The sequence below is a fragment of the Lutibacter sp. genome, from assembly GCF_046055765.1.
Lineage (GTDB): Bacteria > Bacteroidota > Bacteroidia > Flavobacteriales > Flavobacteriaceae > Lutibacter.
Map to the genome: position 1 here is coordinate 19196 of NZ_JASFZF010000035.1, position 24394 is coordinate 43589.

Sequence of the window (24394 nt, forward strand, 5' to 3'; positions counted from 1 at the left end):
TTGTTTAAATATCCCAATTGCTTTAACGTAACTATGTTGTTAATGCAAAGTTATCATATAATTCTTTAATTTTTAATGATGAACAGCAGTTTTATGCACATGATTTAACTCCATTAAATGATGAATATCTTCATCTTTAACTTCTTTATGAAAATCTGCGTATTTTAAAAATTGTGGGTACAAATCATCCAATTCAATTTTAGTTAAGTCGTAGCCTACATTTTTGGCTCTATATGCTAACGCTGCTCTACCACTTCTTGCTGTTAATACAATTGAAGACTCATTAACACCAACATCAGATGGGTTAATAATTTCATAGGTTTCACGGTTTTTAATAACTCCGTCTTGGTGAATTCCAGAGCTGTGTGCAAAAGCATTTTCACCAACAATTGCTTTGTTTGGCTGAACTTTCATACCCATGCTTTCTTGAACAAGTTGACTTGTACTGTACAATAATTTTGAATTTATACTGGTATCTAAATTTAAATTTGGATGTTGTCTTAAAATCATAACTACTTCTTCTAATGAAGTATTTCCAGCACGTTCACCAATTCCATTTATAGTACATTCAATTTGACGAGCCCCGTTTTGGATACCTGCAATTGCATTTGCAGTTGCTAAGCCTAAATCGTTATGGCAATGGCAAGATAGAATTACATTGTCAATTCCTTTTACGTTTTCTTTTAAGTATTTTATTTTTGCCCCGTACTCGTCAGGTAAACAATATCCTGTAGTATCAGGAATATTCAATACAGTTGCACCGGCTTTAATTACTTGTTCTAAAACTCTTGCTAAATATTCATTATCAGTTCTACCAGCATCTTCAGCATAAAATTCGACATCTTCTACAAAAGATTTTGCATAAGTAACAGCTTGTATAGCACGTTCAATAATTTTTTCTGGGGTGGAATTAAATTTATGAATTATATGAGAGTCAGAAGTTCCTATTCCTGTATGTATTCTTGGTCGTTTTGCATATTTTAGTGCAGCAGCAGCAACTTCAATATCTTTTTTATTAGCTCTTGTTAATCCACAAACAGTAGCTGTTTTAACTAATTTTGAAATTTTTTCTACTGAAGTAAAATCACCCGGACTTGAAACAGGAAAACCAGCTTCAATAACATCAACACCTAAAATATCTAAGCGTTCAGCAATTATTAATTTTTGCTCAGTATTTAATTTACAACCAGGGACTTGTTCTCCATCTCTTAAGGTTGTGTCAAAAATTTGGACTTTATTATTACTCATTTTTGGATTTTTTTTATCAAATTTGAACATCAAAAATAGTATTATACGTTTTTTGAAGATTTCAACAATTGAATTGTTTACTATATTCAAACAGTAAATTACTTCGTAAAACATTTATAATCAGTATTATAAAATAAATTTGTTACAATGGCTATAGAGCAAAAAGATGTTCTTTTTACCTTAGTAAAATCTCTTTCCAAATCAGAAAAACGACAATTTAAATTGTATGTTGGAAGATTAGGAGGAAATTCCGAGGCTAATTTTATTTCATTATTTAACTTATTAGATAAAGTGATTACTTTTAATGATGATTTAATTTTAAAAAAAACGAATATAAAAAAGCAACAAATATCTAATACTAAAGCACATTTATACAAGCAAATTTTAGTGAGTTTAAGACTAAATCCTGTGCATCAAAATACACGTTCTCATATTAGAGAACAATTTGATTTCGCTGCAATTTTATACAGTAAAGGTTTGTATAAGCAAAGCTTAAAAATTTTAGAAAAAGCGAAAGATTTGGCATTAAATAATGGTGAAAATAATTTAGCCTATGAAATTGTAGAATTTGAAAAGGTTATTGAATCTCAATATATTACAAGAAGTTTAAGTAATAGAGCAGATGAACTTTCTTCACAATCAAAAGAGTTAAGTTTAATAAATGCAAGAACAAGTAAGTTGTCAAACTTATCACTACAGCTGTATAGTTTACTATTAAAAGAGGGATATGTTAAAGATGATGTTGATTCGAAAAAAGTAAAATTATTTTTTATAAAACGATTACCAAAGTATAAATTATCTGATTTAGGATTTATAGAAAAGTTATTTTTATACAAGGCTTATTTATGGCATAGTTTAATAATGCAAGATTTTGTTTTAAGTTATAAATATTCTCAAAAATGGGTTGATTTGTTTGAAGAAAATCCAGAAATGAAAAAACAAAATTCGGTTTTTTATCTGAAGGGTGTTAATTACTTGTTAGAATCGTTGTATTTAATAAAGCACAAAACGAAGTTTAATAAAGTACTTGAAAAATTGGATTTTGATATTCAAAATAGAAATATTTCTTTAAATGAAAATACAAATACCTTAACGTTTTTGTATTATTCTCAAAATAAATTAAATCTGTATTTTTTAGAAGGAAGATTTAATAAAGGGATTCGCTATGTTTTAAAATTGTTGGATGAAATTAAAATTTATGAAACAAAAATAGATGCGCACCATATTATGGTTTTTTATTATAAAATTGCGTGTATGTATTTTGGAGCTGGTAAAAATAAAGAATGTATTTTTTATTTGGAGAAAATTATTAGCAATAAAGATTTAAAAATGCGTGAAGATTTATTGTGTTTTACCCGTGTTTTAAACTTAGTAGCACATTACGATGAAGGTTTAGATTATGATATAGATAAATTAATAATTTCAACGTATAAGTTTTTATTAAAAATGAATGATTTACATGAAGTTCAACGTAAAATGATTTCATTTTTAAAAAACCTGAGTTCAATCTATCCTCAAGATCTTCATAAAGCTTTTATAAGATTACATAAAGAATTAATCAAATTTGAAAATCATCCTTATGAAAAACGCTCATTTTTATATTTAGATATTTTATCTTGGTTAGAAAGTAAAATTCAAAATGTTCCAGTTGAGATTATTATTAAACAAAAGGCTAAAAAATTAATAAAATAACAACGTTAACAGTTGTTTATTAAATTAATAATAGCATATTTGCGGCTTAAGTATGAAAAAACTGATTATAAATAGTATTCTTATCAATGTCTTTGTGATTATTTCACAAGTAGATTAGGAATATCGTATAGTTTATATAAATTATAAAACCTTCCTAATTTTTTAGGAAGGTTTTTTTATGCTATAATCATTGTAAAAATAAAATATGTAACTACCAGAAATACAAATAGATATGGTTAATAATGTAGAGGTGGATATTGTAATATAAATGAATAAATAAAGAGTGAAATAAATAACTAAATTAAATTTACCAATTGTTAAAAAACAATAGAAAAGGTAAATTATTTAATAAAAAATATAAATAATAAAAAGTTGAAATAAATGCAACTAAACAAATATAGTAAAAGAGTTACACAAGATCCAACGCAACCAGCTGCGCAAGCAATGTTATATGGTATTGGTCTTTCTGAAGCGGATATGAAAAACCCTCAAATAGGTATTGCAAGTACCGGTTTTGATGGCAATCCTTGTAATATGCACCTAAATAATTTAGCTTCTCAAATTAAAGAAGAAGTTAATAAACAAAATCAAGTTGGTTTAATTTTTAATACAATTGGTGTAAGTGATGGTATTTCAATGGGAACTTCTGGGATGAATTATTCCTTACCTTCTAGAGATATTATTGCCGATTCTATTGAAGTTGTTATGAATGCTCAAAGTTATGATGGTTTAGTTACTGTTGTTGGCTGTGATAAAAATATGCCTGGAGCTATAATTGCCATGTTGCGTTTAAACCGACCTTCATTAATGGTGTATGGTGGTACAATTGCTTCTGGACGTTATAAAGGTCAAAAATTAAATATTGTTTCCGCTTTTGAAGCATTAGGACAAAAACTTGCTGGAAATATTTCAGAAGAAGATTACAAAGAAATTATAAAAAATGCTATTCCAGGAGCTGGTGCTTGCGGTGGTATGTATACTGCAAATACAATGGCTTCATCTATTGAGGCAATGGGATTTGCTTTGCCATATAATTCATCTATTCCAGCTGAAAATCCTCATAAAGAAAATGAAAGCTCACGAATAGCTGGAGCTATTAAAAATTTATTAGAGAAAGATTTAAAACCTTTAGACATCATTACAAAAAAATCACTAGAAAATGCAGTGGCTTTGGTAAATGCTTTAGGAGGTTCAACTAATGCAGTGCTACATTATTTGGCAATTGCACACGCAGCAGAAATTGATTTCACATTAGAAGATTTTCAACGGGTGAGTGACAGAACTCCTTTAATTGCCGATTTAAAACCAAGTGGCGAGTATTTAATGGAAGACGTTCATGGTGTTGGTGGAACTCCAGCAGTTATGAAATATTTGTTAGAAAAAGGATATTTACATGGAGACTGTATGACGGTTACAGGTAAAACATTGGCTGAAAATTTAGCACATGTAACACCGCTTAGTTTTGAAGATGATCAGCAAGTAATACATTCAACTGAAAAAGCATTAAAATCATCAGGAAATTTACAAATTCTATTTGGAAACCTTGCTTCAGAAGGAGCAGTTGCTAAAATTAGTGGTAAAGAAGGAAATGTATTTGAAGGAAAAGCAGTTGTTTTTGATGGTGAAGATGCTGCAAATGAAGGAATTGGAGTGGGGAAAGTATCAAGAGGAAATATTGTTGTAATTAGATATGTTGGACCAAAAGGAGGACCTGGAATGCCAGAAATGTTGAAACCAACTTCTATGATTATGGGTGCAGGTTTAGGAAAATCTGTTGCATTAATTACCGATGGTCGTTTTTCTGGTGGAACTCACGGTTTTGTAGTTGGTCACATAACGCCAGAAGCTCAGTCTGGTGGTACAATTGCACTAATTGAAGATGGAGATACTATTGTAATTGACGCCTCAGCTAAAACAATAGATGTAAAAATTTCGGATGCAGAATTGACTGAAAGAAAATCAAAATGGACTGCTCCAGCATTAAAACATACAAAAGGAATATTATATAAATATGCTAAAACCGTTTCTTCAGCTTCAGAAGGTTGTGTAACGGATAAATTTTAAATATATGGAAACATTTAAAAAAGATATTCAAGAAAAAAAGACTTCCAAAACAATAAGAGTAAAAGGTGCTGAAGCTGTAATAAAATGTTTATTAGAAGAAGGTGTGGATTTAGCTTACGGATATCCAGGAGGTGCAATTATGCCAATTTATGATGAATTATATAAATATAAAGATAAATTACACCATGTACTAACTCGTCATGAACAAGGAGCAACACATGCCGCACAGGGTTTTGCACGTGTTACAGGAAAACCAGGAATTGTGTTTGCAACTTCAGGTCCGGGAGCAACAAATTTAGTTACTGGGATTGCTGATGCGCAAATAGATTCAACACCAATGGTTTGTATTACAGGTCAAGTAGGTTCACATTTATTAGGCTCTGATGCATTTCAAGAAACGGATATTATTGGTATTTCAACTCCTGTTACAAAATGGAATTATCAAGTTACAAAAGCAAGTGAAATTCCAGAGGTTCTTGCTAAAGCTTTTTATATTGCAAAATCAGGTCGACCAGGTCCTGTTTTAATTGATATTACAAAAGATGCTCAATTTGAAGAATTTGATTTTTCATATAAAAAATGTGAAAAAATTAGAAGTTATAAAGCAATCCCAAAATTAGATATTACTAAAGTAAAAGAAGCCGCTGAATTAATAAATAGTGCAAAAAAACCGTTTATTGTTTTTGGGCAAGGGGTTATTATTGGAAGTGCTGAACATGAATTTAAACGTTTTATTGAAAAGACAGATATTCCTTCTGCATGCACAGGGTTAGGGCTGTCAGCTTTAGAAACTGAACATCCTTTAAATGTTGGTATGGTTGGTATGCATGGAAATTATGCACCTAATGTTTTAACAAATTCTTGTGATGTTTTAATTGCAATAGGAATGCGTTTTGATGACCGAGTTACAGGAAATTTAGCAACGTATGCAAAACAAGCTAAAGTTATTCATTTTGATATTGACCCTGCTGAAATAGATAAAAATGTAAAAACTGCTATTGCGGTTTTAGGAGATGTAAAAGAAACCTTAGCGAAAATTATGCAATTTGTTGAAAAAAATAAACATAAAGAGTGGATGGGAGAATTTCAGAAGCTGCATGATGTTGAACATAAATCGGTAATTTATGACCAGTTGAATCCTACTAAGGAAGGACTTACAATGGGTGAAGTTTTAGGAGGTATTAACAAAGAAACAGGAGGAGATGCTGTTATTGTTTCAGATGTAGGTCAGCACCAAATGTTTGCTTGGCGTTATGCTAAATTTAATAAAACGCGTAGCAATATAACTTCAGGAGGTTTAGGAACTATGGGCTTTGCGTTGCCAGCATCAATTGGCGCAAAAATGGGTGCTCCAGAACGTGAAGTTGTTGCAATTATTGGTGATGGAGGTTTTCAAATGACGATACAAGAGTTGGGAACAATACTTCAAACTAAAGCTGCCGTAAAAATAGTTGTACTTAACAATAGTTTTTTAGGAATGGTTCGCCAATGGCAAGAATTATTTTTTGACAGGCGTTATGCTTCAACAGTAATGACAAACCCAAATTTTGTGAAAATTGCAGAAGGGTATGGTATTGAGGCAAATAGAGTTGATAAACGTGAAGATTTGGCGGGTGCTATAAAAACGATGATTGCTTCAAAAGAATCTTATTTTTTAGAAGTAATGATAGAACAAGAAGATAATATATTTCCAATGATACCAACTGGAGCAAGTGTTTCAGATATAAGATTAAGTTAATTATGGAAGAAAGTAAAAATTTTACAGTTTCAGTGTATACTGAAAATAATATAGGAATATTAAATCGTATTTCAGCAATATTTTTAAAACGTCATATTAATATTGAAAGTATGACAGTTTCTAAATCTGAAATTGAACACGTACATAGATTTACGTTTGTGGTTGAAGTTACAGAGACTTTAATTAGAAAAGTTGTTGGTCAATTAGAAAAACAAATTGAAGTTATTAGAGCTTTTTATCATACTGAAGATGAGATAATTTATCATGAAACAGCATTGTTTAAAATTGCCTCAACACATTTATATGATGAAAAAATTCAAGATAAATTAAAGTTTAGAAGAGCACATATAATTGCAATTACCAATCATTATTTTGTAATTGAAGCTTCTGGCTTAAAAGAAGATATAAACAGAATGTATGATAAGTTAAAACCATTTGGCTTATTGCAGTTTGTTCGTTCAGGACGTATTGCCATAACACGGCCTAAAATGGCAATTTCAGAATTATTAACAGAAATTAATTAAAAGAATAAAAAATAAAAAAATGGCAAATTATTTTAATACGCTACCATTACGTTTACAATTAGAACAATTGGGACAATGTGAATTTATGGATAGTTCTGAATTTAGTAAAGGTGTAACGGCTTTAAAAGGTAAAAAAATTGTAATTGTAGGTTGTGGAGCTCAAGGGCTAAATCAAGGACTAAATATGAGAGATTCAGGTTTAGATATTTCATATACTTTACGGGAGGCTGCAATTAAAGAACAACGTCAATCTTACAAAAATGCAAGCGAAAATAAATTTAACGTTGGAACGTATGAAGAAATGATTCCCACGGCTGATTTGTTAATCAATTTAACACCAGATAAACAACATACAGCTGTTGTAACTGCTGTAATGCCTTTAATGAAAAAAGGAGCTGCATTATCCTATTCTCATGGATTTAATATTGTGGAAGAAGGAATGCAAATACGAAAAGATATTACCGTAATTATGGTAGCACCAAAGTCGCCAGGTTCTGAAGTTAGAGAAGAATATAAACGAGGATTTGGAGTGCCAACTTTAATTGCAGTACATCCTGAAAACGATCCTGAAGGAAAAGGTTGGGATTATGCAAAAGCTTATGCAGTAGGAACTGGTGGACACACGGCAGGTGTGTTAAAATCATCTTTTGTTGCTGAAGTGAAATCGGATTTAATGGGGGAGCAAACAATTCTTTGTGGATTGTTACAAACGGGTTCTATTTTATGTTTCGATAAAATGGTTGATGAAGGTGTAGATTCAGGATATGCTTCAAAATTAATTCAATATGGATGGGAAACTGTAACAGAGGCCTTAAAACATGGTGGAATTACAAATATGATGGACAGATTGTCTAATCCTGCAAAAATTGAAGCATTTAAGGCTTCAGAAGATTTAAAAGAAATTATGCGTCCACTTTTTCAAAAACATATGGATGATATTATGTCTGGACATTTTTCAAAAACCATGATGGAAGATTGGGCAAATGATGATAATAACTTATTAACTTGGAGAGCAGCAACTGGAGAAACTGCCTTTGAAAAAACACCAGCTGCAACTATTGAAATTTCTGAACAAGAATATTTTGATAACGGCGCATTAATGGTTGCTATGGTAAAAGCGGGTGTAGAATTAGCTTTTGAAACAATGACAGAAGCTGGTATTATTTCAGCATCTGCTTATTACGAATCTTTACACGAAACACCATTAATTGCTAATACAATTGCACGTAAAAAGCTTTTTGAAATGAACCGTGTAATTTCAGATACTGCAGAATATGGATGTTATTTATTTGATCATGCTTGTAAACCTTTAATTGCAGATTATGTAAAAAATGCACCAAGTAATATGGTAGGAAGACCATTTAATAATGGTTCAAATGACGTTGATAATAAAGAGTTGATTAAAGTAAACGCTACAATTAGAAATCATCCAGTTGAAGATATTGGAGAATATTTACGAGAGTCTATGACCTCGATGACCAAAATAGTTTAATTTAAAATTAGTTAAACCCATTTAATGAAAACAACTATTAAAAATAGCATCTCATTAGAAAAAATTTATAAATCTTAACATAACATCAAAGGAATTGTAGAACAAACTCCTTTGATGTTTATGAAGAATTTTTCGCATAAAATAAAAATATGTTTGTACATCCTTTTGATGATTTAGAAGTAATTGCCAGACAAGGAACTGTTGGCTTAGAAATTTTAAATAATAATCCAGAATTATTTCAGTTTTTAATATAGTAAGGTAATTTTAGATGTTAATTAAGTGTAGTTAAAAACAACAATTTGTTAAATAATAAACAAATTTAGCATGATATTAATTTTTTTACGTACTATTGTACCAATGAAAATAAACAATTTAAATATAACTGTAAAAACTCCCCGTTGCTTTTTCGATGTTTATCGCTGCGCGCGCTAATTCTTTCAATTCAAAAAAACAGTATATTAATTTTCATTTCTCAACAACAATTTTGCAATATATTTTTCACATAGTATTTTTTTTAATTTTCACTTTAGTTAATAAAGAAATTAGAATCGTTTGCTTTTTTTCTAGTCGCCGTCCCGTGAGGGCGTAATATTCTTTTGAAAACGGTGCGTCCGTTTTCCCTGTTAAAAAACATTAAAATTTAATTTTTAAAATAAAAAAGGAACTAGTGAAAGTTGTTATAGTCAATATATCACACATCAAATTTTCCAAAGTAATTTGTGAAACCATCAAAGAGTCTGCTAAAGTTAGAGGTACTGGTATTGCTGAAAGAACACCAGAATATATTACCAAAAAAATTAGCACGGGTGATGCCGTAATTGCAATTCATAAAGATGAATTTGCAGGGTTTTGTTATATAGAAACTTGGGATAATAAGGAGTTTGTTGTCAATTCTGGGTTAATTGTACATCCAAATTTTAGAAATCAAGGCTTAGCTAAAAAGATTAAAAAGAAAATTTTAGAATATTCAAAAAAAAAGTATCCCAAAGCTAAAATATTTGGTATTACTACAGGTTTAGCGGTATTAAAAATTAATTATGAATTAGGCTATCAGCCGGTTACTTTTTCTGAATTAACAACAGATGAAGCTTTTTGGAATGGTTGTAAAACGTGTAAAAATTATGATGTTTTACTTAGAATGGATAAAAAAATGTGTTTATGTACAGGAATGTTGTACGATCCCAATCATGATAAAAATGTAAAAGAGCATCCGTACAATTCAAAAGTTTTGAGCAGATTAAAAAAAATAAAACAAGCATTATTTCTTAAAAAAAATAAAAAATAACATGGATAAAGTAGTAGTAGCATATAGTGGTGGTTTAGATACTTCCTATTGCGTAAAATATTTACAAAACGAATTAAATTTAGAAGTACACAGTGCACTTATAAACACAGGAGGGTTTTCAGACAATGAATTAAAAGTTGTTGAAAAGAAAGCTTATGAAATGGGTGTTTCTTCTCACATAAACAAAAATATTTTAGAAGAATATTATAACAAAGCTATAAAATATATGGTTTTTGGGAACGTATTAAAAAATAATACTTATCCGCTTTCTGTAAGTGCTGAAAGAATTTTCCAGGCTATTGAAGTGGTTAAATACGCAAAAAAAATTGGTGCAAAATATATAGCACATGGAAGTACAGGAGCAGGAAATGATCAAGTACGTTTTGATATGATTTTTCAAACTTTAGCTCCTGAAATTGAAATTATTACACCAGTTAGAGATTTAAAATTATCTAGACAAGAAGAAATAACCTATTTAAAAAAATGTGGAGTTGATTATCCTTGGGAAAAAGCGAAATATTCAATTAATAAAGGAATTTGGGGAACAAGTATTGGAGGTGTTGAAACCTTAACGTCACATCAACCATTACCAGAAGATGCGTATCCAAGTCAGTTAGAGAAAACGAAGCCAACGGATATAAAACTTCATTTTAAAAAAGGGGAACTAATTGGGTTGAATGATGAAATTGATACACCAGTAAATACCATTTTAAAGTTAGAAGAATTGGCTTCTAAATATGCAATTGGTAGAGATATTCATGTAGGTGATACCATTGTTGGAATTAAAGGAAGAGTTGGTTTTGAAGCTGCAGCAGCTATAGTAATTATAAAAGCACATCATTTGTTAGAAAAGCATGTGTTGTCTAAATGGCAACAAAATTTAAAAGAGCAATTAGGAAGTTGGTACGGAATGTTATTGCATGACGGTCAATATTTTGAGCCTGCAATGAGAAATATTGAAGCTTTTTTAGAGAATTCTCAAGAAACGGTGACAGGTGAGGTTTTTGTAACGCTAAAACCGTATCACTTTAGTTTAAATGGTATTGAGTCTAAACACGATTTAATGAAATCTAAATTTGGAGAATATGGCGAAACTAATAAAGTATGGTCGGCAGAAGATGCAAAAGGATTTATTAAAATTCTAGGGACAGCAAATAAAATTTATCACAGTGTAAATTCATAATTATGATTAAAGTTGGAATAGTTGGCGGTGCAGGTTATACAGCAGGGGAATTAATTAGATTGTTAATTCATCACCCTAAAGTTGCGTTAAATTTTGTGTACAGTACATCAAATGCAGGAAATTATATTTACAATGTGCATCAAGATTTATTAGGGGCAATCGATTTAAAATTTACAGATACCATAAATTCTGAAGTTGATGTATTATTTCTATGTTTAGGACACGGAAATTCTAAAAAGTTTTTAGAGCAATATCAGTTTTCTTCAATTACTAAAATAATTGATTTAAGCAACGATTTTAGATTAGAAAACGATGCTGTTTTTGAAGAAAAAGAATTTGTATACGGCTTGCCTGAATTACAAAAAGAAACTATAAAATTAGCTAAAAATATTGCCAACCCTGGCTGTTTTGCTACAGCCATTCAATTAGCTTTATTACCATTGGTAAAACATAATTTAGTTAAAAGCTCTGTTCATATCAATGCGACAACTGGTTCGACTGGGGCAGGTGTTTCACCTAATACAAAAACACATTTTAGTTGGAGAGATAATAATTTTTCTGTGTACAAAGCATTTACACACCAACATTTAGGAGAGATAAATGAAAGTTTAGCCTCGCTTCAAAAAGGGTTTAATCAAGAGTTGTTTTTTATACCAAACAGAGGAAATTTTAGTAGAGGAATTTTTGCGTCAATCTATTTAGAATTTGATAAAGATATTGAAGTAGCCTACGAGTTATTCGAAGATTTTTATAAAGGTGCCGTATTTACGCATGTTTCTAAAACACCAATTCACTTAAAACAAGTAGTAAATACAAACAATTGTTTTCTCCATTTGGAAAAATATAATAACACACTTTTAATTACTTCGGTAATAGACAATTTATTAAAAGGAGCATCTGGTCAGGCAATTCAAAATATGAATCTGTTATTTGGTTTTAAAGAAACAGCAGGGTTACAATTAAAAGCAACCTCATTTTAAATAATAAAAACGAACAAATGAAAATAGCAATTATAGGAACAGGGAATTTAGGGTATTCAATAGCTTTAGGGATTTTATCTCAAAAGAATTTTACGTTGGATAACTTGTATTTAACAAAGCGAAATATAGCATCTTTAAGTTCGTTGGATAAGTTACCAAATGTTCAAATTTCTACAGATAATAAAGAGGCAATAAAATTTTCAGATATTATTATACTCGCAGTGCAACCAAATCAGTTATCAGCTGTTTTAGAAGAAATAAAAGAAGAAATAGACACTAAAAGACACACCATAATATCTGTAATAACGGGTAGAAAAATTAACGAGATTGAAGCTGTTATTGGAAATAAAACAGCGATAATTAGGAGTATGCCAAACACGGCTATTTCTGTTGGACAATCTATGACCTGCTTGAGTGCAAACCAAAATGGATTTGAGAATATTGAACTAGCTAAAACTATTTTTAATTCGTTGGGAAAAACAATATATATTGAAGAAAAATTAATGCAATCGGCTACTGTAATTTGCGCAAGTGGTATTGCTTTTTGGATGCGTTTAATCCGTGCAACAGCTCAAGGAGCAGTTCAGTTAGGTTTTCATGCAAACGAAGCGCAAGAATTAGCAATGCAAACCTGTTTGGGAGCAGCTAGTTTGTTAATAGAATCGGGTAATCATCCAGAGCAAGAAATTGATAAAGTAACCACACCAAGTGGTTGCACTATTGAAGGTTTAAATGAGATGGAACACCAAGGGTTAAGTTCTTCAATAATAAAAGGATTGGTAACATCTTTTGAAAAAATTAATCAGATTTAAAACTATTAAAAATGGAATTATTTAATGTGTATCCGTTATATAATGTTACTCCTGTAAAGGCTAAAGGAGCGTATGTTTGGGATGAAAACAACACAAAATATTTAGATTTATATGGAGGTCATGGTGTAATATCTATAGGGCATACACATCCGCATTATGTTAATTTATTATCTGAACAGTTAACTAAAATTGGATTTTATTCAAACTCAATTCAAAATCCGTTACAGCAAAAGTTAGCAAATAAATTAGGAAAACTTTCAGGTTGTGATAACTACAATTTATTTTTGTGTAATTCAGGTGCTGAAGCGAACGAGAACGCCTTAAAATTAGCGTCGTTTGTAACAGGAAAAAGTAGAATAGTTGCCTTTAACAATTCTTTTCATGGAAGGACATCAGCAGCAGTTGCAGTTACAGATAATGCAACTATTAATGCGCCCATAAATTTACAACAAGAAGTTACCTTTTTACCTTTGAATGCTATTGAATTGGTTATTAATGAATTGGAAAAAGAAGATGTAGCAGCTGTAATTATTGAAGGAATTCAAGGCGTTGGAGGGTTAGATGAAGGAACTACCGAGTTTTTTCAAGAAGTAGAGGAAATATGTAATAAAAAAGAAGTGCCATTAATTTTAGACGAAATACAATCGGGTTATGGACGAAGTGGGCAGTTTTTTGCATTTCAGCATCATCATATTCAGCCAGATATTATTACCATAGCTAAAGGAATGGCCAATGGATTTCCAATTGGAGGTGTTTTAATAGCTGATAAATATGAAGCTAAATTTGGAATGTTAGGCACCACTTTTGGAGGAAATCACTTAGCTTGTGTAGCCGCAATTTCAGTATTGGATGTTATTGAAGAGGAAAGTTTAATAAAAAATGTAAATGAGGTTTCTAATTACTTTTTAGAAGAAATTAAAGCAATTTCTCAAGTAAAAAAAGTGAAAGGAAAAGGATTAATGTTGGGTGTTGAATTCAATTTTGAAGTTGCTGAACTTCGAAAAAAATTAATATTTAACAAGCATATTTTTACTGGAGGAGCAAGTAATAAAAAATTGTTAAGAATTTTACCACCACTAAATATCAATAAAGAGCAAATAACTGTTTTTATTAATGCATTGAAAGAACTATTAGCCTAATGAATAGAAACTTAACATCTCAACAAAAAAATGCTGTTTTATTGTCTATGGCACAACTAATTGCTGCTGAAAAAGCAGTAATAATAAAAGCTAATAAAATAGATGTAGAAAGTTATAGAGGTGAAGATATAGCAATGTACGACCGTTTAAAAGTAGATGAAGAAAAAATTGAGGGAATGATTTTGTCACTCCAACAACTAATTGCTGATGTTGATCCAGTAGGAAAAGATTTATTTCATTTTACACACGAAAACGGGCTAAAAATCACCAATAAATCTGCACCATTTGGAACGGTTTTAATTATTTATGAATCTAGGCCAGATGTAACTGTTGAAGCAGCAGGAATTGCTTTTAAATCGGGTAATAAAATTTTATTAAAAGGAGGGAAAGAATCATTAAATTCAAATTTAAAAATTGTGAATTTATGGCACAAAGCACTCATAGAAAACAATATTTCAACCAATTGGGTTGAATATTTAAATTATAATAGAGCCAAAATACAAGTATTTTTAGAAAACCCTACACAAAAAGTAGATTTAATTGTACCTCGCGGAGGTGAAAAACTAATTGCCTTTGTAAAGCAACATGCAACTTGTCCGGTAATTGTAAGTGGTAGAGGAAATAATTTTATTTATGTAGATATAGAGGCTAATCTAAACCTTGCTTTAAAGGTGATTTTGAATGCGAAAACAGCAAAAATTTCTGCTTGTAATGCGGTGGATAAAGTTATTATAAATTCTAATTTAATAGCTAAAGAAACCTTCATTAAGAAATTAATTAATAAACTTTTAAAGTTTAATGTTGAAATTTTAGGAGATGTAGAGTTATCAGCTTTTGAAAATGTAAGTTCTTTCGATAGTGATGAAATTTGGTTTAAGGAGTTTTTAGATTATAAAATTGTAATTGGAACTGTAAACTCTTCAGAAGAAGCTATTGCCAAAATCAATAAATACGGAGGTGGGCATTCAGCAGTAATTATCACAAAAAATGATAAAACTGCAAATACATTTATGGAATCGGTTGATTCAGCGGCGGTGTATCAAAATGCTTCAACCAGATTTACAGATGGTGGAGAGTTTGGTTTAGGCGGTGAATTGGCAATAAGTACTGATAAATTACATCATAGAGGTCCAATGGGATTGCAACATTTAGTAACAAATAAGTGGTATATATACGGAGATGGGCAAATCAGATAAAAAAAGAATACTATTAAAAATAGGTACGAATGTACTGACTAAAGAGACGAATAATATTTCTAGAGGAAAAATTGAAGACATTGCTCGGCAAATAGTAGCTTTAAAGGAGGAGTATGAATTTGTAATTGTAAGTTCAGGTGCAATTGCCGCAGCTAAACAATTTGTAAATTTAGAAAGTAATGGAAAGAAAATAAATGTGAAGCAGGCATTAGCATCAATTGGTCAGCCTCATTTAATGCGGATTTTTCAGGAAAATTTTAGAGAGTTAGGTTTATTAACTTCTCAATGTTTATTGTCGTATTCAGATTTTGAAAAAAAACAATCTAAAAAAAACATTATAAACACGATAAATGTGTTAGTTAAAAATAATTACATTCCAATTATTAATGAAAATGATACAGTTGCTACAGATGAAATTAAATTTGGAGATAATGATAAATTATCGGCTTTAACGGCTGTTTTATTAGATGTTGATTTGTTCATAATAGCCACCAATACCAACGGCATTTATACAAAAGAATCAATGAATAATAATGAAGCAAAAACTATTATAAAATCATCGAATATTCAGTTGCTTAAAACTCAAATAGAAAAATCAATTTCAAAAGGAGGTACTGGAGGAATGAAAACCAAAATTGAAGCTGCAGAAATAGCTCAAAAAGCGACTATTGAAACTTGGATTTTAAATGGATTAAATGATAATTTTATGGTTAATGCTATTAAAAATAAAATAAACTTTACAAAAATAACAAGAAAATAGAATGAAACATTATTCAAGTATATACAATCTTAATAACCTTCAGAAGACGGTTAAGGAAGCTATTGAACTTAAGGGAAAACCTTTAGAATATGAAGCACTTGGTAAAGGAAAAACAATTTGCTTGTTATTTTTTAACAACAGTTTACGTACTCGATTAAGCACTCAAAAAGCAGCTCAAAATTTAGGAATGCAAACTATTGTAATGAATTTTGGTAGTGAAGGATGGCAACTAGAATTTGAAGATGGCGCTGTGATGAATGAACATAAATCCGAACATATAAAAGAAGCAGCAAAAGTAATTTCTCAATATTGCGATATTGTGGCAATAAGGGCATTTGCATTGTTAAATAATAAAGAAAAAGATGAAGCAGAAATTGTATTAAATAATTTTAAAAAATACGCAAGCGTTCCTGTTGTTAATATGGAAAGTGCCATTGGTCATCCGTTACAAGCGTTGGCTGATGCAATTACAATAGAAGAAAATAAAATAATAAATAAGCCTAAAGTTGTGTTATCTTGGGCACCACACCCAAAAGCTTTGCCACACGCGGTTGCAAATTCATTTGTAGAAATGATGCAATTGCAAGATGTAGATTTTGTAATTACACATCCTGAAGGTTATGAGTTAAATCCAGAAATCACTAAAAATTCAATGATTGAATACAATCAGGAAAAAGCATTTGAAAATGCAGATTTTATTTATGTAAAAAATTGGAGTTCGTATAAAGAGTATGGACAGGTTTTAAAAACTGATTCTGAATGGATGATAACAGCTAATAAAATGAAATTGACAAACAACGCGAAGTTTATGCATTGCTTACCAGTGAGAAGAAATGTGGTGGTTACCGATGAGGTGATAGATTCTAAAAATTCAATTGTAATAGAACAGGCAAATAATAGAACTTATTCAGCTCAAATTATATTGAAAAAAATATTGGAGAATCTATAATTGAGAGAATTTTAAAATAAGTTTACGCAGTCAACCTGAATTTGTTTTAGGTTATCATAACAAGTAGTTATTAGTAGGGTAAGATTCTGAAATAAATTCAGAATGACGATTTAAGTAGTATAAAAAATGAAAAAAGAAACACTGCATATAGTTAAAATTGGTGGAAATGTTATAAATAATGAAGAAGCATTAACTTCATTTTTAAAAGATTTTTCTGAACTAGAAGGGTTTAAAATTTTGGTGCATGGAGGTGGGAATAGAGCGACAGAAATTGCTTCAGAAATGGGTTTGAAACCAAAAATGATTCAAGGAAGAAGAGTCACGGATGAAACTAATTTAGAAGTGGTAACAATGGTGTATGCAGGGTTGTTAAATAAAAACATAACAGCTCAATTACAGCAAAATAATTGCAATGCTTTAGGTTTGTCGGGTGCTGATGCTAATTGTATGTTGGCTCACAAACGTATTGTTAAAGACATAGATTATGGATTTGCGGGTGATATAGATGCTGTAAATTCAGAAATTATAAATGTATTTTTACAAAACAATATTACTCCAGTTTTTTGTGCAATTACTCATGATAAAAAAGGTCAATTATTAAATACAAATGCAGATACAATTGCTTCAGAAATTGCAATTGCAATGAGTGAGTTGTTCCATGTACAGTTAAATTATGTATTTGAATTGAAAGGAGTTTTAGAAACTATTGAAGATGAAAATTCAGTAATTAAAGACATTAATTTGGATAAATACGAACAGTTAATTGAACAGCGTATTATTTCAAATGGGATGATTCCTAAACTTCATAATTGTTTTAATGCCTTAAAAAAAGGAGTTCAAAAAGTAAAAATTGGTGACGCTTCATTAATAAAAAGCACTAATAAATTATATACAACACTAACAATATAAAAAGGTTCTTCATGCTGAAGATGTCACACTGAGCTTGTCGAAGTGTTGTTTCAGCATCACATTCAATGAAGAAAAAAATTAAATGATTTAGTAAAAGTTTGAAACTAATATTAATAATAATTAAAAAATGATGAGACCCTGAACCAAGTTTAGGGTGACGTAAATTTTAAAGTACTTAAAAAGTAGATAATGATAGAACAATTAACAAAAGAAGCTATTGAATTGCTTAAAAATTTAATTTCGAAGCAATCGTTTTCAAGTGAAGAAAATGAAACAGCTCTGTTAATCATGCAATGGTTTTCTAGCCACAATATAAAATTTGAAAGTAAAAAACACAATATTTGGGCAAAAAATAAATATTTCGACATTTCCAAAAAAACAATATTGTTAAACTCGCACCATGATACTGTGAAACCAAATAAAGGTTACACAAAAGACCCATTACATCCGGAAGTTGTTGATGATAAATTGTATGGCTTAGGAAGTAATGATGCAGGTGGTTGTTTGGTTTCTTTATTAGCAACATTTACCTATTTTTATGAACGAAATGATTTGAACTATAATTTTGTAATAGTGGCTTCTGCTGAGGAAGAAAACTCTGGTCCAAATGGTTTAAATAGCATGCTAAAAGTGATTCCTGAAATTGATTTTGCAATTGTTGGGGAACCAACATTAATGCAATTAGCAATTGCAGAAAAAGGATTGCTGGTTTTGGATTGCGAATCGAAAGGAACTGCTGGTCACGCTGCACACGGAGTAGGAGATAATGCAATTTATAATGTGATTGAAGATGTAAATTGGTTTCAGAATTTTAAATTTTTAAAGATCTCTGAAACCTTAGGGGAAGTTAAAATGACAGTTACTCAAATAGAAGCAGGGCATCAGCACAATGTAATTCCGGCAAGTTGTAAATATGTGGTTGATGTTAGAGTTACAGATGCGTATAGTAATCAAGAAGTTTTAGAGATTATTCAGTCAAATGTGAAGTCTCAAGTAGTTGCTAGATCACTTCGGTTAAATTCGTCTTCAATACCGAAAAACCATCCAATTGTTGAAGCTGGAATTAAATTAGGAAGAGAAACTTACGGTTCACCAACATTATCAGATCAAGCGGTTTTAAGCTGCCCATCTTTAAAATTAGGACCAGGACAAAGTTTACGTTCACATACCGCCGATGAATTTATTTATGTAAACGAAATTGAAGAAGGCGTTGATTTATATATTAAAATTTTAGAAGGAATAACTTAGGAAGTGGTCACTGAGCGGAGTTGAAGTGATGGTAAATGAATGTTATGTGGTTTTGACTCCGCTCAACCACCAAATTTTTAAAACAAGAAAATTATGAAACTTTGGGATAAAGGATTTTCAACCGATAAAAAAATAGATTTATTTACTGTTGGAAATGACAGAGAGTTAGATTTGATTATTGCCAAATACGATATTATTGGGAATATTGCACACGCAAAAATGTTACATAGTATTGGATTGTTAACTTTGGAAGAACTAAAAGATTTGGAAGTTGAACTAGCATCAATTTTAAAAACTATTGAAAAAGGTGAATTTGTTATTGAAGATTCGTTTGAAGACGTTCATTCTAAAGTAGAATTTTTATTAACTGAAAAGTTAGGTGATACTGGTAAAAAAATTCACACAGCACGTTCAAGAAACGATCAGGTTTTGGTTGATGTGCATTTGTATTTAAAAGATGCATTGAACGAAATAAATGGAGAAGTTGATGAACTTTTCGATTTGTTAATTTCATTAGCTGAGCAATATAAAGAAGTACTATTACCTGGCTATACACATTTACAAATTGCAATGCCATCATCATTTGGATTATGGTTTTCAGCCTATGCAGAAACTTTGATTGATGATATTTATTTTCTAAAAGCAGCGTATAAAGTTGCTGATCAAAACCCGTTAGGTTCAGCAGCAGGATATGGTAGTTCATTTCCAATTGATAGAGATTTTACAACTAGAGAGTTGAATTTTGAAACCTTAAAATTTAATTCTGTAGCAGCTCAAATGGGAAGGGGAAAATTAGAAAAATCAGCGGCGTTTGCTATAAGTTCTGTAGCAAGTACATTGTCAAAAATGAGTATGGATATTTGCTTGTATATGAGTCAGAATTTTAGTTTTATTTCATTTCCAGATGAATTAACCACTGGCTCAAGCATTATGCCTCACAAAAAAAATCCAGATGTTTTTGAATTGATTAGAGGGAAATGCAACAAATTACAAGCGTTACCTTATGAATTTACATTAATTACAAATAATCTTCCAAGTGGTTATCATAGAGATTTACAATTGTTAAAAGAAGGGTTAATTCCTTCATTTTCAACCTTAAAATCGTGTTTAGAAATGTTAACCTATTCCTTAAAAAATATTCAAGTAAAAACTACGATTGTTGAAGATGAAAAATATACATATTTATTTAGTGTTGAGGAAGTTAACAAACTAGTTCAAAATGGAATTCCGTTTAGAGATGCTTACAAAATTGTAGGTAAAAACATTCAGGAAGGTAATTTTAATCCAGACAAAAAAGTAAATCATACACACAAAGGAAGTATTGGTAATTTGTGTTTAGATGAAATTATAGCAAAGAAAAATAATGCATAAAATAAATGAAAATTGATGTCATATTGAGCTTGTTGAAGGGCGGTTGACTTTTTCCTTAGTCTAGGTTTTTGTCTTCATTTATGAGATTGCCACAGTCGCTACCGCTTCTTCGCAATGACAAAAAAAAATATCATTGCGAGAGCAACGAAGCAATCTGTTGTTTTGGAGTTCTATTCATGAGATAACTTCGGTTATACTTTCCTCGTTATGACGTGTTGGTTTTTGTTTTCGTCTTTGTTTTAAGCATTAGGCACTAGTTGTACTTTTCCCTTCGTTTTAGTTTTTAGGTAAAAGACGAAAGCTTACATCCCAAACAACTTCTTAAATTAGTTTTTAATCCATCACAAATTTAAACCCAAGGGAAACTATTCCTGAGCTTAAACCAGTATTTCTCTGATAGTTACTATACTTTAAATCTATATTTTTTAAGCCAAATTTTCCAATATGCCGTTTGGCAAAAATATCGGTATAAGAAATTCCGAAACCAACTTGACTAGAATTGTATTCAGACAAATCATAATCTGAAGTGTAAAATTGTTCTGTTGAAACATGCTGTTCAAAAGGAGCAAAATACTTCGCTTTAGTTTGTGTGTAATATCTATATGATGGATAAAGAGTAAAGTTATCACTTATTTTAAAAGGTAATTCAATACTTGCCGTTTGTGAATTTATTCCCCAATCATCTGAATAATATCGATAATAAGTTCTTAAGGTAAGTTTTTCATTGATGTAATAATTAAAACGTGCACCAATAGGTATTTTCAATCTTGTATTTGGCAAACGCTCAATATCATCCGCTAATTGAAAAACATCCGTATTATTTTTAGATGTATAATTATGAATGCTATTTGCATTTCCAATATAATAATTTGCCCTATCACCAAAATATACCCGTTGCATGGGATTTGATAACCAACCACTTTGTTGAACTACATCTACAAATAATGATAGCTGTGCTTTTTTGCTAATAATTTGAGAAAATGAGAGAGAAGCAGCATATGAATTTCTTTTTTTATCAGTTACCAAAGTTGTATTTATTGGCATCCAAACATTGGCACTATTTTTATCAATAATTGAACCACTTTGATCTAAAATATCTACACCACTAAAAAAACCGGCATTTAAGTTCTCATTAGCAGTAATATAAGAATAAATTTCAGTTGGATATCTTGGATTCCAAGTATCTAAATACACATTTCCTTTCAGGCCTATTTCTGTATTTTTTTGATTAAATAATTTTGCTATTCCGCCTCCAATTCCAAAAGATTGATAATCATATTCATGAGAGATGCTGAGGTTTCCGTTAATAATGGTATTTCTATCATCTGAAGAGTGACTGTAATTAAATGTGCCATTTACCCAAACATCGGAGCGGGAAGCTCCTGTTGATTCAACCCATGGAGTTGCTCCTCTATTTGCTACATTATTAGTATTTGATTGTGAAGCTCCAGATTTTGCATTAAATCCACCCTTATTTTTGGAGTTACTTTTGTCCTCATCTCTATCTTTGTCTCCATTTTCATTTTTAAAAGTACTTCCAGAATAATCAAAAGGATTTAAATTACTTGAAGATGCAGATGTGTAGGCAGAAATTGTTGCATCAACAGTAAATACATCATCATCGTTTAACGGAATTGATACTACAAAATTTGTTGCAATATCGGTTAGTTTTTCATTTCCAATACCTCCAGTTACAGCGGCATTATCACCATTTTGAGAATAAAAGCTAGAAATCATGTCAATTTCAGTAGTTTCTAAAACTCTTTTTTTATAGGTAGTTTCATTTTTAATTTCTGATTGTGAATACCCAATTATGGAAATAAACAATGTACTAAGAATTAAAATTTTTCTCATTGTATTATTTAAAATTAATTACAGCCGCAGCCTCCACCCGATTTTCCTCCATTTGCGCCAGATGCACCTTCTCTATACACTTGAAAACTAGTTTCAAAATGTTTGATATATTTTGCGGATAAAGCCATGTCAGGATCATTTAAATATACTTTTTCATATTCTTTAACAACTACACAAGATGTTAAAGAACTCAATAATAGCAGTAATGCACTAATTTTTTTAATCATAATTTGTTAATATTTATATGTTTTGAAGTGTAAATTTTTCCTGTATCATCAATAATAATACATTCAACATTTTTCAGTTGATTTATTCTGTTTAAGCCAACATCAGTACCCATTACAAAAATTGAAGTTGCTAAAGCATCTGCTAATTCAGCTTTTGGAGCAAAAACCGAAACGCTAATAATTCCGCTTGAAGGGTAGCCAGTTCTAGGATTAATAATATGTGTGTATCGTTTGTTGTTAAAAGTAACGTACTTTTCATAATCTCCCGATGTAACAACTGCACCATTACTAATTGGGAAGATGGCAAAAGTAGTATTTTTATTTAATGGATTTGTAATTGCTACTTTCCAATCATCACCATTGGGTTGTTTCCCCCACGTATTCATATCCCCAGATGCATTTATAATCCCTGCTTTAACACCTTTAGAAATCAATAATTGTTTTGCTTTATCTGCTGCATATCCTTTTCCGATACCTCCAAAGCCAATTTTCATCCCTTTTAATTTTAGAAAAATGGTTTGGTTTTTTGTGTCTAGAATAATATTTTGATATCCAACTTTTGAAACGGAATTTATTATTTCTTCTTCCGAAGGCATTGTTTTCATGCTTCCATCAAACTTCCAAATTTTATCCATAGAAGCGTAACTTATATCAAATGCGCCATCAGTTAATGTTGAAAGAGCTATAGCTCTTTCAACAAGGTTAAATAATTCTTTATCAACTTTTACGGGGCGAATTCCAGCGTTTTTTATAATGTTTGAAGTTTGAGAATTTTTATCCCAAGATGATATCATTTTTTCAATTCTTAAAATTTCTGAAATAGCAATTTTAATATATTTTGTTGCTTCTAAAGAATCAATAGCAACTACTGAAATATCAAAACGACTTCCCATCAATTTTAATGTTTGTCTATGTATTTGTTGTGCATAAGACGTACTAACCAAAACTAGTAATAGGATTAAAATAGTGTATTTTTTCATAAAACTAAAACGAGGCTAAAATTTTAATATATTTTGCTGGAGTTGTTTTTTTATAACCGGTACTTCCTAGTACTTTTCCATTTTTATCTAAAACAGCAACATAAGGAAAATAACCTCTTAGGTTATATTTTTCCATCAATTGGTTATTTTGAAATTGTTGTTCTTTGGTTAATTTATTTGTTTTCTTTCTTGGAAAATCGGCTTTAATTAGCACAAAATTATTTTTTGCGTATGTTTTAAACTCTTTTGAGCTCCAAATCTCTTTTTCTAATTTAATACACGGTGCACACCAATCGGAGCCTTGAAAAACCAACACTATATGTTGGTCTTTTTCAACGGCAATTTCTTTGGCGGTTTCAATATTAGTTAGCCACTCTTGTGCAGTTCCTATAAAAACAATTAAAAAGAACAGTACACTTAAAGTTATTTTTTTCATTTTACCAATTGGGTTTTAGCAATAGTCGTTAGATTATAATTTAATAACAAAGAATAAACTTAAAACCCTACCGTAAAAAAACTAAAATTTAAACGAATTGAAAACCAGTTAAATATCTAGTTGCAAGCTTGCCAAATAACTTCTTTTGGAGTTGGCGCAGTAATTATAACAATTTTTTTAGTAACTGGGTGAATAAATTCAATGTTGCGTGCGTGTAAATGAATACTTGCATCTTTATTGCTTCTGTTGAAACCATATTTTAAATCACCTTTAATAGGTGATCCAATAGTTGCTAACTGACATCTAA

At 30.5% G+C, this 24394-nt stretch carries 21 protein-coding genes and 1 pseudogene; 16 read left to right on the top strand and 6 right to left on the bottom strand.

The window, feature by feature from the left end; translation table 11 throughout:
- Positions 1–72: 72 nt before the first annotated feature.
- On the bottom strand, positions 73–1248 hold the full coding sequence (locus QM495_RS04115; RefSeq protein ID WP_408670841.1) for a 2-isopropylmalate synthase: 1176 nt from the start codon (positions 1246–1248) through the stop codon (positions 73–75).
- Between the two features lie 147 nt (positions 1249–1395).
- Here QM495_RS04115 and QM495_RS04120 point away from each other — a divergent pair, with 147 nt between their 5' ends.
- The 16 genes from QM495_RS04120 (at position 1396) to argH (ending at position 20590) form a co-directional block, all read left to right on the top strand.
- A complete protein-coding gene (locus QM495_RS04120; protein WP_408670842.1) occupies positions 1396–2940 on the top strand; it encodes a hypothetical protein in 1545 nt (514 codons plus the stop codon).
- 381 nt (positions 2941–3321) lie between these two features.
- Positions 3322–5004, top strand: a complete 1683-nt coding sequence (gene ilvD, locus QM495_RS04125; RefSeq protein ID WP_408670843.1) for a dihydroxy-acid dehydratase — start codon at positions 3322–3324, stop codon at positions 5002–5004.
- Positions 5005–5008: 4 nt separating this feature from the next.
- Positions 5009–6742, top strand: a complete 1734-nt coding sequence (gene ilvB, locus QM495_RS04130) for a biosynthetic-type acetolactate synthase large subunit (RefSeq protein ID WP_408670844.1) — start codon at positions 5009–5011, stop codon at positions 6740–6742.
- A gap of 2 nt (positions 6743–6744) precedes the next feature.
- Entirely contained in the window at positions 6745–7266 is a 522-nt protein-coding gene (gene ilvN / locus QM495_RS04135; protein WP_408670845.1) for an acetolactate synthase small subunit, read from the top strand.
- A gap of 19 nt (positions 7267–7285) precedes the next feature.
- A complete protein-coding gene (gene ilvC / locus QM495_RS04140; RefSeq protein ID WP_408670846.1) occupies positions 7286–8758 on the top strand; it encodes a ketol-acid reductoisomerase in 1473 nt (490 codons plus the stop codon).
- A 667-nt stretch (positions 8759–9425) separates the two neighbouring features.
- Positions 9426–10043, top strand: a complete 618-nt coding sequence (locus tag QM495_RS04145) for a GNAT family N-acetyltransferase (RefSeq protein ID WP_408670847.1) — start codon at positions 9426–9428, stop codon at positions 10041–10043.
- Between the two features lies 1 nt (position 10044).
- On the top strand, positions 10045–11226 hold the full coding sequence (locus tag QM495_RS04150; RefSeq protein WP_408670848.1) for an argininosuccinate synthase: 1182 nt from the start codon (positions 10045–10047) through the stop codon (positions 11224–11226).
- Between the two features lie 2 nt (positions 11227–11228).
- Positions 11229–12206: an N-acetyl-gamma-glutamyl-phosphate reductase gene (gene argC, locus QM495_RS04155; RefSeq protein ID WP_408670849.1), complete on the top strand. Its 978-nt coding sequence runs from the start codon at positions 11229–11231 to the stop codon at positions 12204–12206.
- Positions 12207–12223: 17 nt separating this feature from the next.
- Positions 12224–13018, top strand: coding sequence for a pyrroline-5-carboxylate reductase (gene proC, locus QM495_RS04160; RefSeq protein ID WP_408670850.1), 795 nt, complete (start codon positions 12224–12226; stop codon positions 13016–13018).
- Between the two features lie 11 nt (positions 13019–13029).
- Positions 13030–14157 (top strand): aspartate aminotransferase family protein, encoded by a 1128-nt coding sequence (locus QM495_RS04165; protein WP_408670851.1) that lies wholly within the window; start codon positions 13030–13032, stop codon positions 14155–14157.
- The gene (locus tag QM495_RS04170) at positions 14157–15353 is read left to right on the top strand and encodes a glutamate-5-semialdehyde dehydrogenase (RefSeq protein WP_408670852.1); all 1197 of its coding nucleotides are present in this window, start codon (positions 14157–14159) and stop codon (positions 15351–15353) included. The genes QM495_RS04165 and QM495_RS04170 overlap by 1 nt, the downstream gene beginning before the upstream one ends.
- Positions 15337–16113, top strand: coding sequence for a glutamate 5-kinase (gene proB, locus QM495_RS04175; RefSeq protein ID WP_408670853.1), 777 nt, complete (start codon positions 15337–15339; stop codon positions 16111–16113). Before QM495_RS04170 ends, proB begins: the two co-directional genes overlap by 17 nt.
- Before the next feature lies 1 nt (position 16114).
- Complete coding sequence (locus QM495_RS04180) at positions 16115–17062, top strand: N-acetylornithine carbamoyltransferase (RefSeq protein WP_408670854.1); 948 nt, start codon at positions 16115–16117, stop codon at positions 17060–17062.
- Positions 17063–17188: 126 nt separating this feature from the next.
- Entirely contained in the window at positions 17189–17971 is a 783-nt protein-coding gene (gene argB / locus QM495_RS04185; protein ID WP_408670855.1) for an acetylglutamate kinase, read from the top strand.
- Positions 17972–18160: 189 nt separating this feature from the next.
- Entirely contained in the window at positions 18161–19219 is a 1059-nt protein-coding gene (locus tag QM495_RS04190; RefSeq protein WP_408670856.1) for a M20 family metallo-hydrolase, read from the top strand.
- A 93-nt stretch (positions 19220–19312) separates the two neighbouring features.
- On the top strand, positions 19313–20590 hold the full coding sequence (gene argH / locus QM495_RS04195; RefSeq protein WP_408670857.1) for an argininosuccinate lyase: 1278 nt from the start codon (positions 19313–19315) through the stop codon (positions 20588–20590).
- A 333-nt stretch (positions 20591–20923) separates the two neighbouring features.
- Here argH and QM495_RS04200 read toward each other — a convergent pair whose 3' ends face one another.
- The 5 genes and pseudogenes from QM495_RS04200 to QM495_RS04220 all read right to left on the bottom strand — a co-directional run.
- Positions 20924–22444 carry a DUF3570 domain-containing protein gene (locus QM495_RS04200; RefSeq protein WP_408670858.1) on the bottom strand — a complete coding sequence of 507 codons (1521 nt, stop codon included), beginning with the start codon at positions 22442–22444 and terminating at the stop codon, positions 20924–20926.
- A gap of 14 nt (positions 22445–22458) precedes the next feature.
- Positions 22459–22671, bottom strand: a complete 213-nt coding sequence (locus QM495_RS04205; protein ID WP_408670859.1) for a DUF4266 domain-containing protein — start codon at positions 22669–22671, stop codon at positions 22459–22461.
- Complete coding sequence (locus QM495_RS04210) at positions 22668–23651, bottom strand: FAD:protein FMN transferase (RefSeq protein WP_408670860.1); 984 nt, start codon at positions 23649–23651, stop codon at positions 22668–22670. The genes QM495_RS04205 and QM495_RS04210 overlap by 4 nt, the downstream gene beginning before the upstream one ends.
- A gap of 4 nt (positions 23652–23655) precedes the next feature.
- A complete protein-coding gene (locus QM495_RS04215; RefSeq protein ID WP_408670861.1) occupies positions 23656–24087 on the bottom strand; it encodes a thioredoxin family protein in 432 nt (143 codons plus the stop codon).
- A gap of 116 nt (positions 24088–24203) precedes the next feature.
- Positions 24204–24394: pseudogene (locus QM495_RS04220) on the bottom strand (RNA pseudouridine synthase); the annotation flags it as partial.

Excerpts from the sequence above, each read along its gene's own strand:
- QM495_RS04115 (WP_408670841.1), bottom strand. The coding sequence starts at position 1,248 with ATGAGTAATAATAAAGTCCAAATTTTTGACACAACCTTAAGAGATGGA.
- QM495_RS04120 (WP_408670842.1), top strand. The coding sequence starts at position 1,396 with ATGGCTATAGAGCAAAAAGATGTTCTTTTTACCTTAGTAAAATCTCTT.
- ilvD (WP_408670843.1), top strand. The coding sequence starts at position 3,322 with ATGCAACTAAACAAATATAGTAAAAGAGTTACACAAGATCCAACGCAA.
- ilvB (WP_408670844.1), top strand. The coding sequence starts at position 5,009 with ATGGAAACATTTAAAAAAGATATTCAAGAAAAAAAGACTTCCAAAACA.
- ilvN (WP_408670845.1), top strand. The coding sequence starts at position 6,745 with ATGGAAGAAAGTAAAAATTTTACAGTTTCAGTGTATACTGAAAATAAT.
- ilvC (WP_408670846.1), top strand. The coding sequence starts at position 7,286 with ATGGCAAATTATTTTAATACGCTACCATTACGTTTACAATTAGAACAA.
- QM495_RS04150 (WP_408670848.1), top strand. The coding sequence starts at position 10,045 with ATGGATAAAGTAGTAGTAGCATATAGTGGTGGTTTAGATACTTCCTAT.
- argC (WP_408670849.1), top strand. The coding sequence starts at position 11,229 with ATGATTAAAGTTGGAATAGTTGGCGGTGCAGGTTATACAGCAGGGGAA.
- proC (WP_408670850.1), top strand. The coding sequence starts at position 12,224 with ATGAAAATAGCAATTATAGGAACAGGGAATTTAGGGTATTCAATAGCT.
- QM495_RS04165 (WP_408670851.1), top strand. The coding sequence starts at position 13,030 with ATGGAATTATTTAATGTGTATCCGTTATATAATGTTACTCCTGTAAAG.
- QM495_RS04170 (WP_408670852.1), top strand. The coding sequence starts at position 14,157 with ATGAATAGAAACTTAACATCTCAACAAAAAAATGCTGTTTTATTGTCT.
- proB (WP_408670853.1), top strand. The coding sequence starts at position 15,337 with ATGGGCAAATCAGATAAAAAAAGAATACTATTAAAAATAGGTACGAAT.
- QM495_RS04180 (WP_408670854.1), top strand. The coding sequence starts at position 16,115 with ATGAAACATTATTCAAGTATATACAATCTTAATAACCTTCAGAAGACG.
- argB (WP_408670855.1), top strand. The coding sequence starts at position 17,189 with ATGAAAAAAGAAACACTGCATATAGTTAAAATTGGTGGAAATGTTATA.
- QM495_RS04190 (WP_408670856.1), top strand. The coding sequence starts at position 18,161 with ATGATAGAACAATTAACAAAAGAAGCTATTGAATTGCTTAAAAATTTA.
- argH (WP_408670857.1), top strand. The coding sequence starts at position 19,313 with ATGAAACTTTGGGATAAAGGATTTTCAACCGATAAAAAAATAGATTTA.
- QM495_RS04200 (WP_408670858.1), bottom strand. The coding sequence starts at position 22,444 with ATGAGAAAAATTTTAATTCTTAGTACATTGTTTATTTCCATAATTGGG.
- QM495_RS04205 (WP_408670859.1), bottom strand. The coding sequence starts at position 22,671 with ATGATTAAAAAAATTAGTGCATTACTGCTATTATTGAGTTCTTTAACA.
- QM495_RS04210 (WP_408670860.1), bottom strand. The coding sequence starts at position 23,651 with ATGAAAAAATACACTATTTTAATCCTATTACTAGTTTTGGTTAGTACG.
- QM495_RS04215 (WP_408670861.1), bottom strand. The coding sequence starts at position 24,087 with ATGAAAAAAATAACTTTAAGTGTACTGTTCTTTTTAATTGTTTTTATA.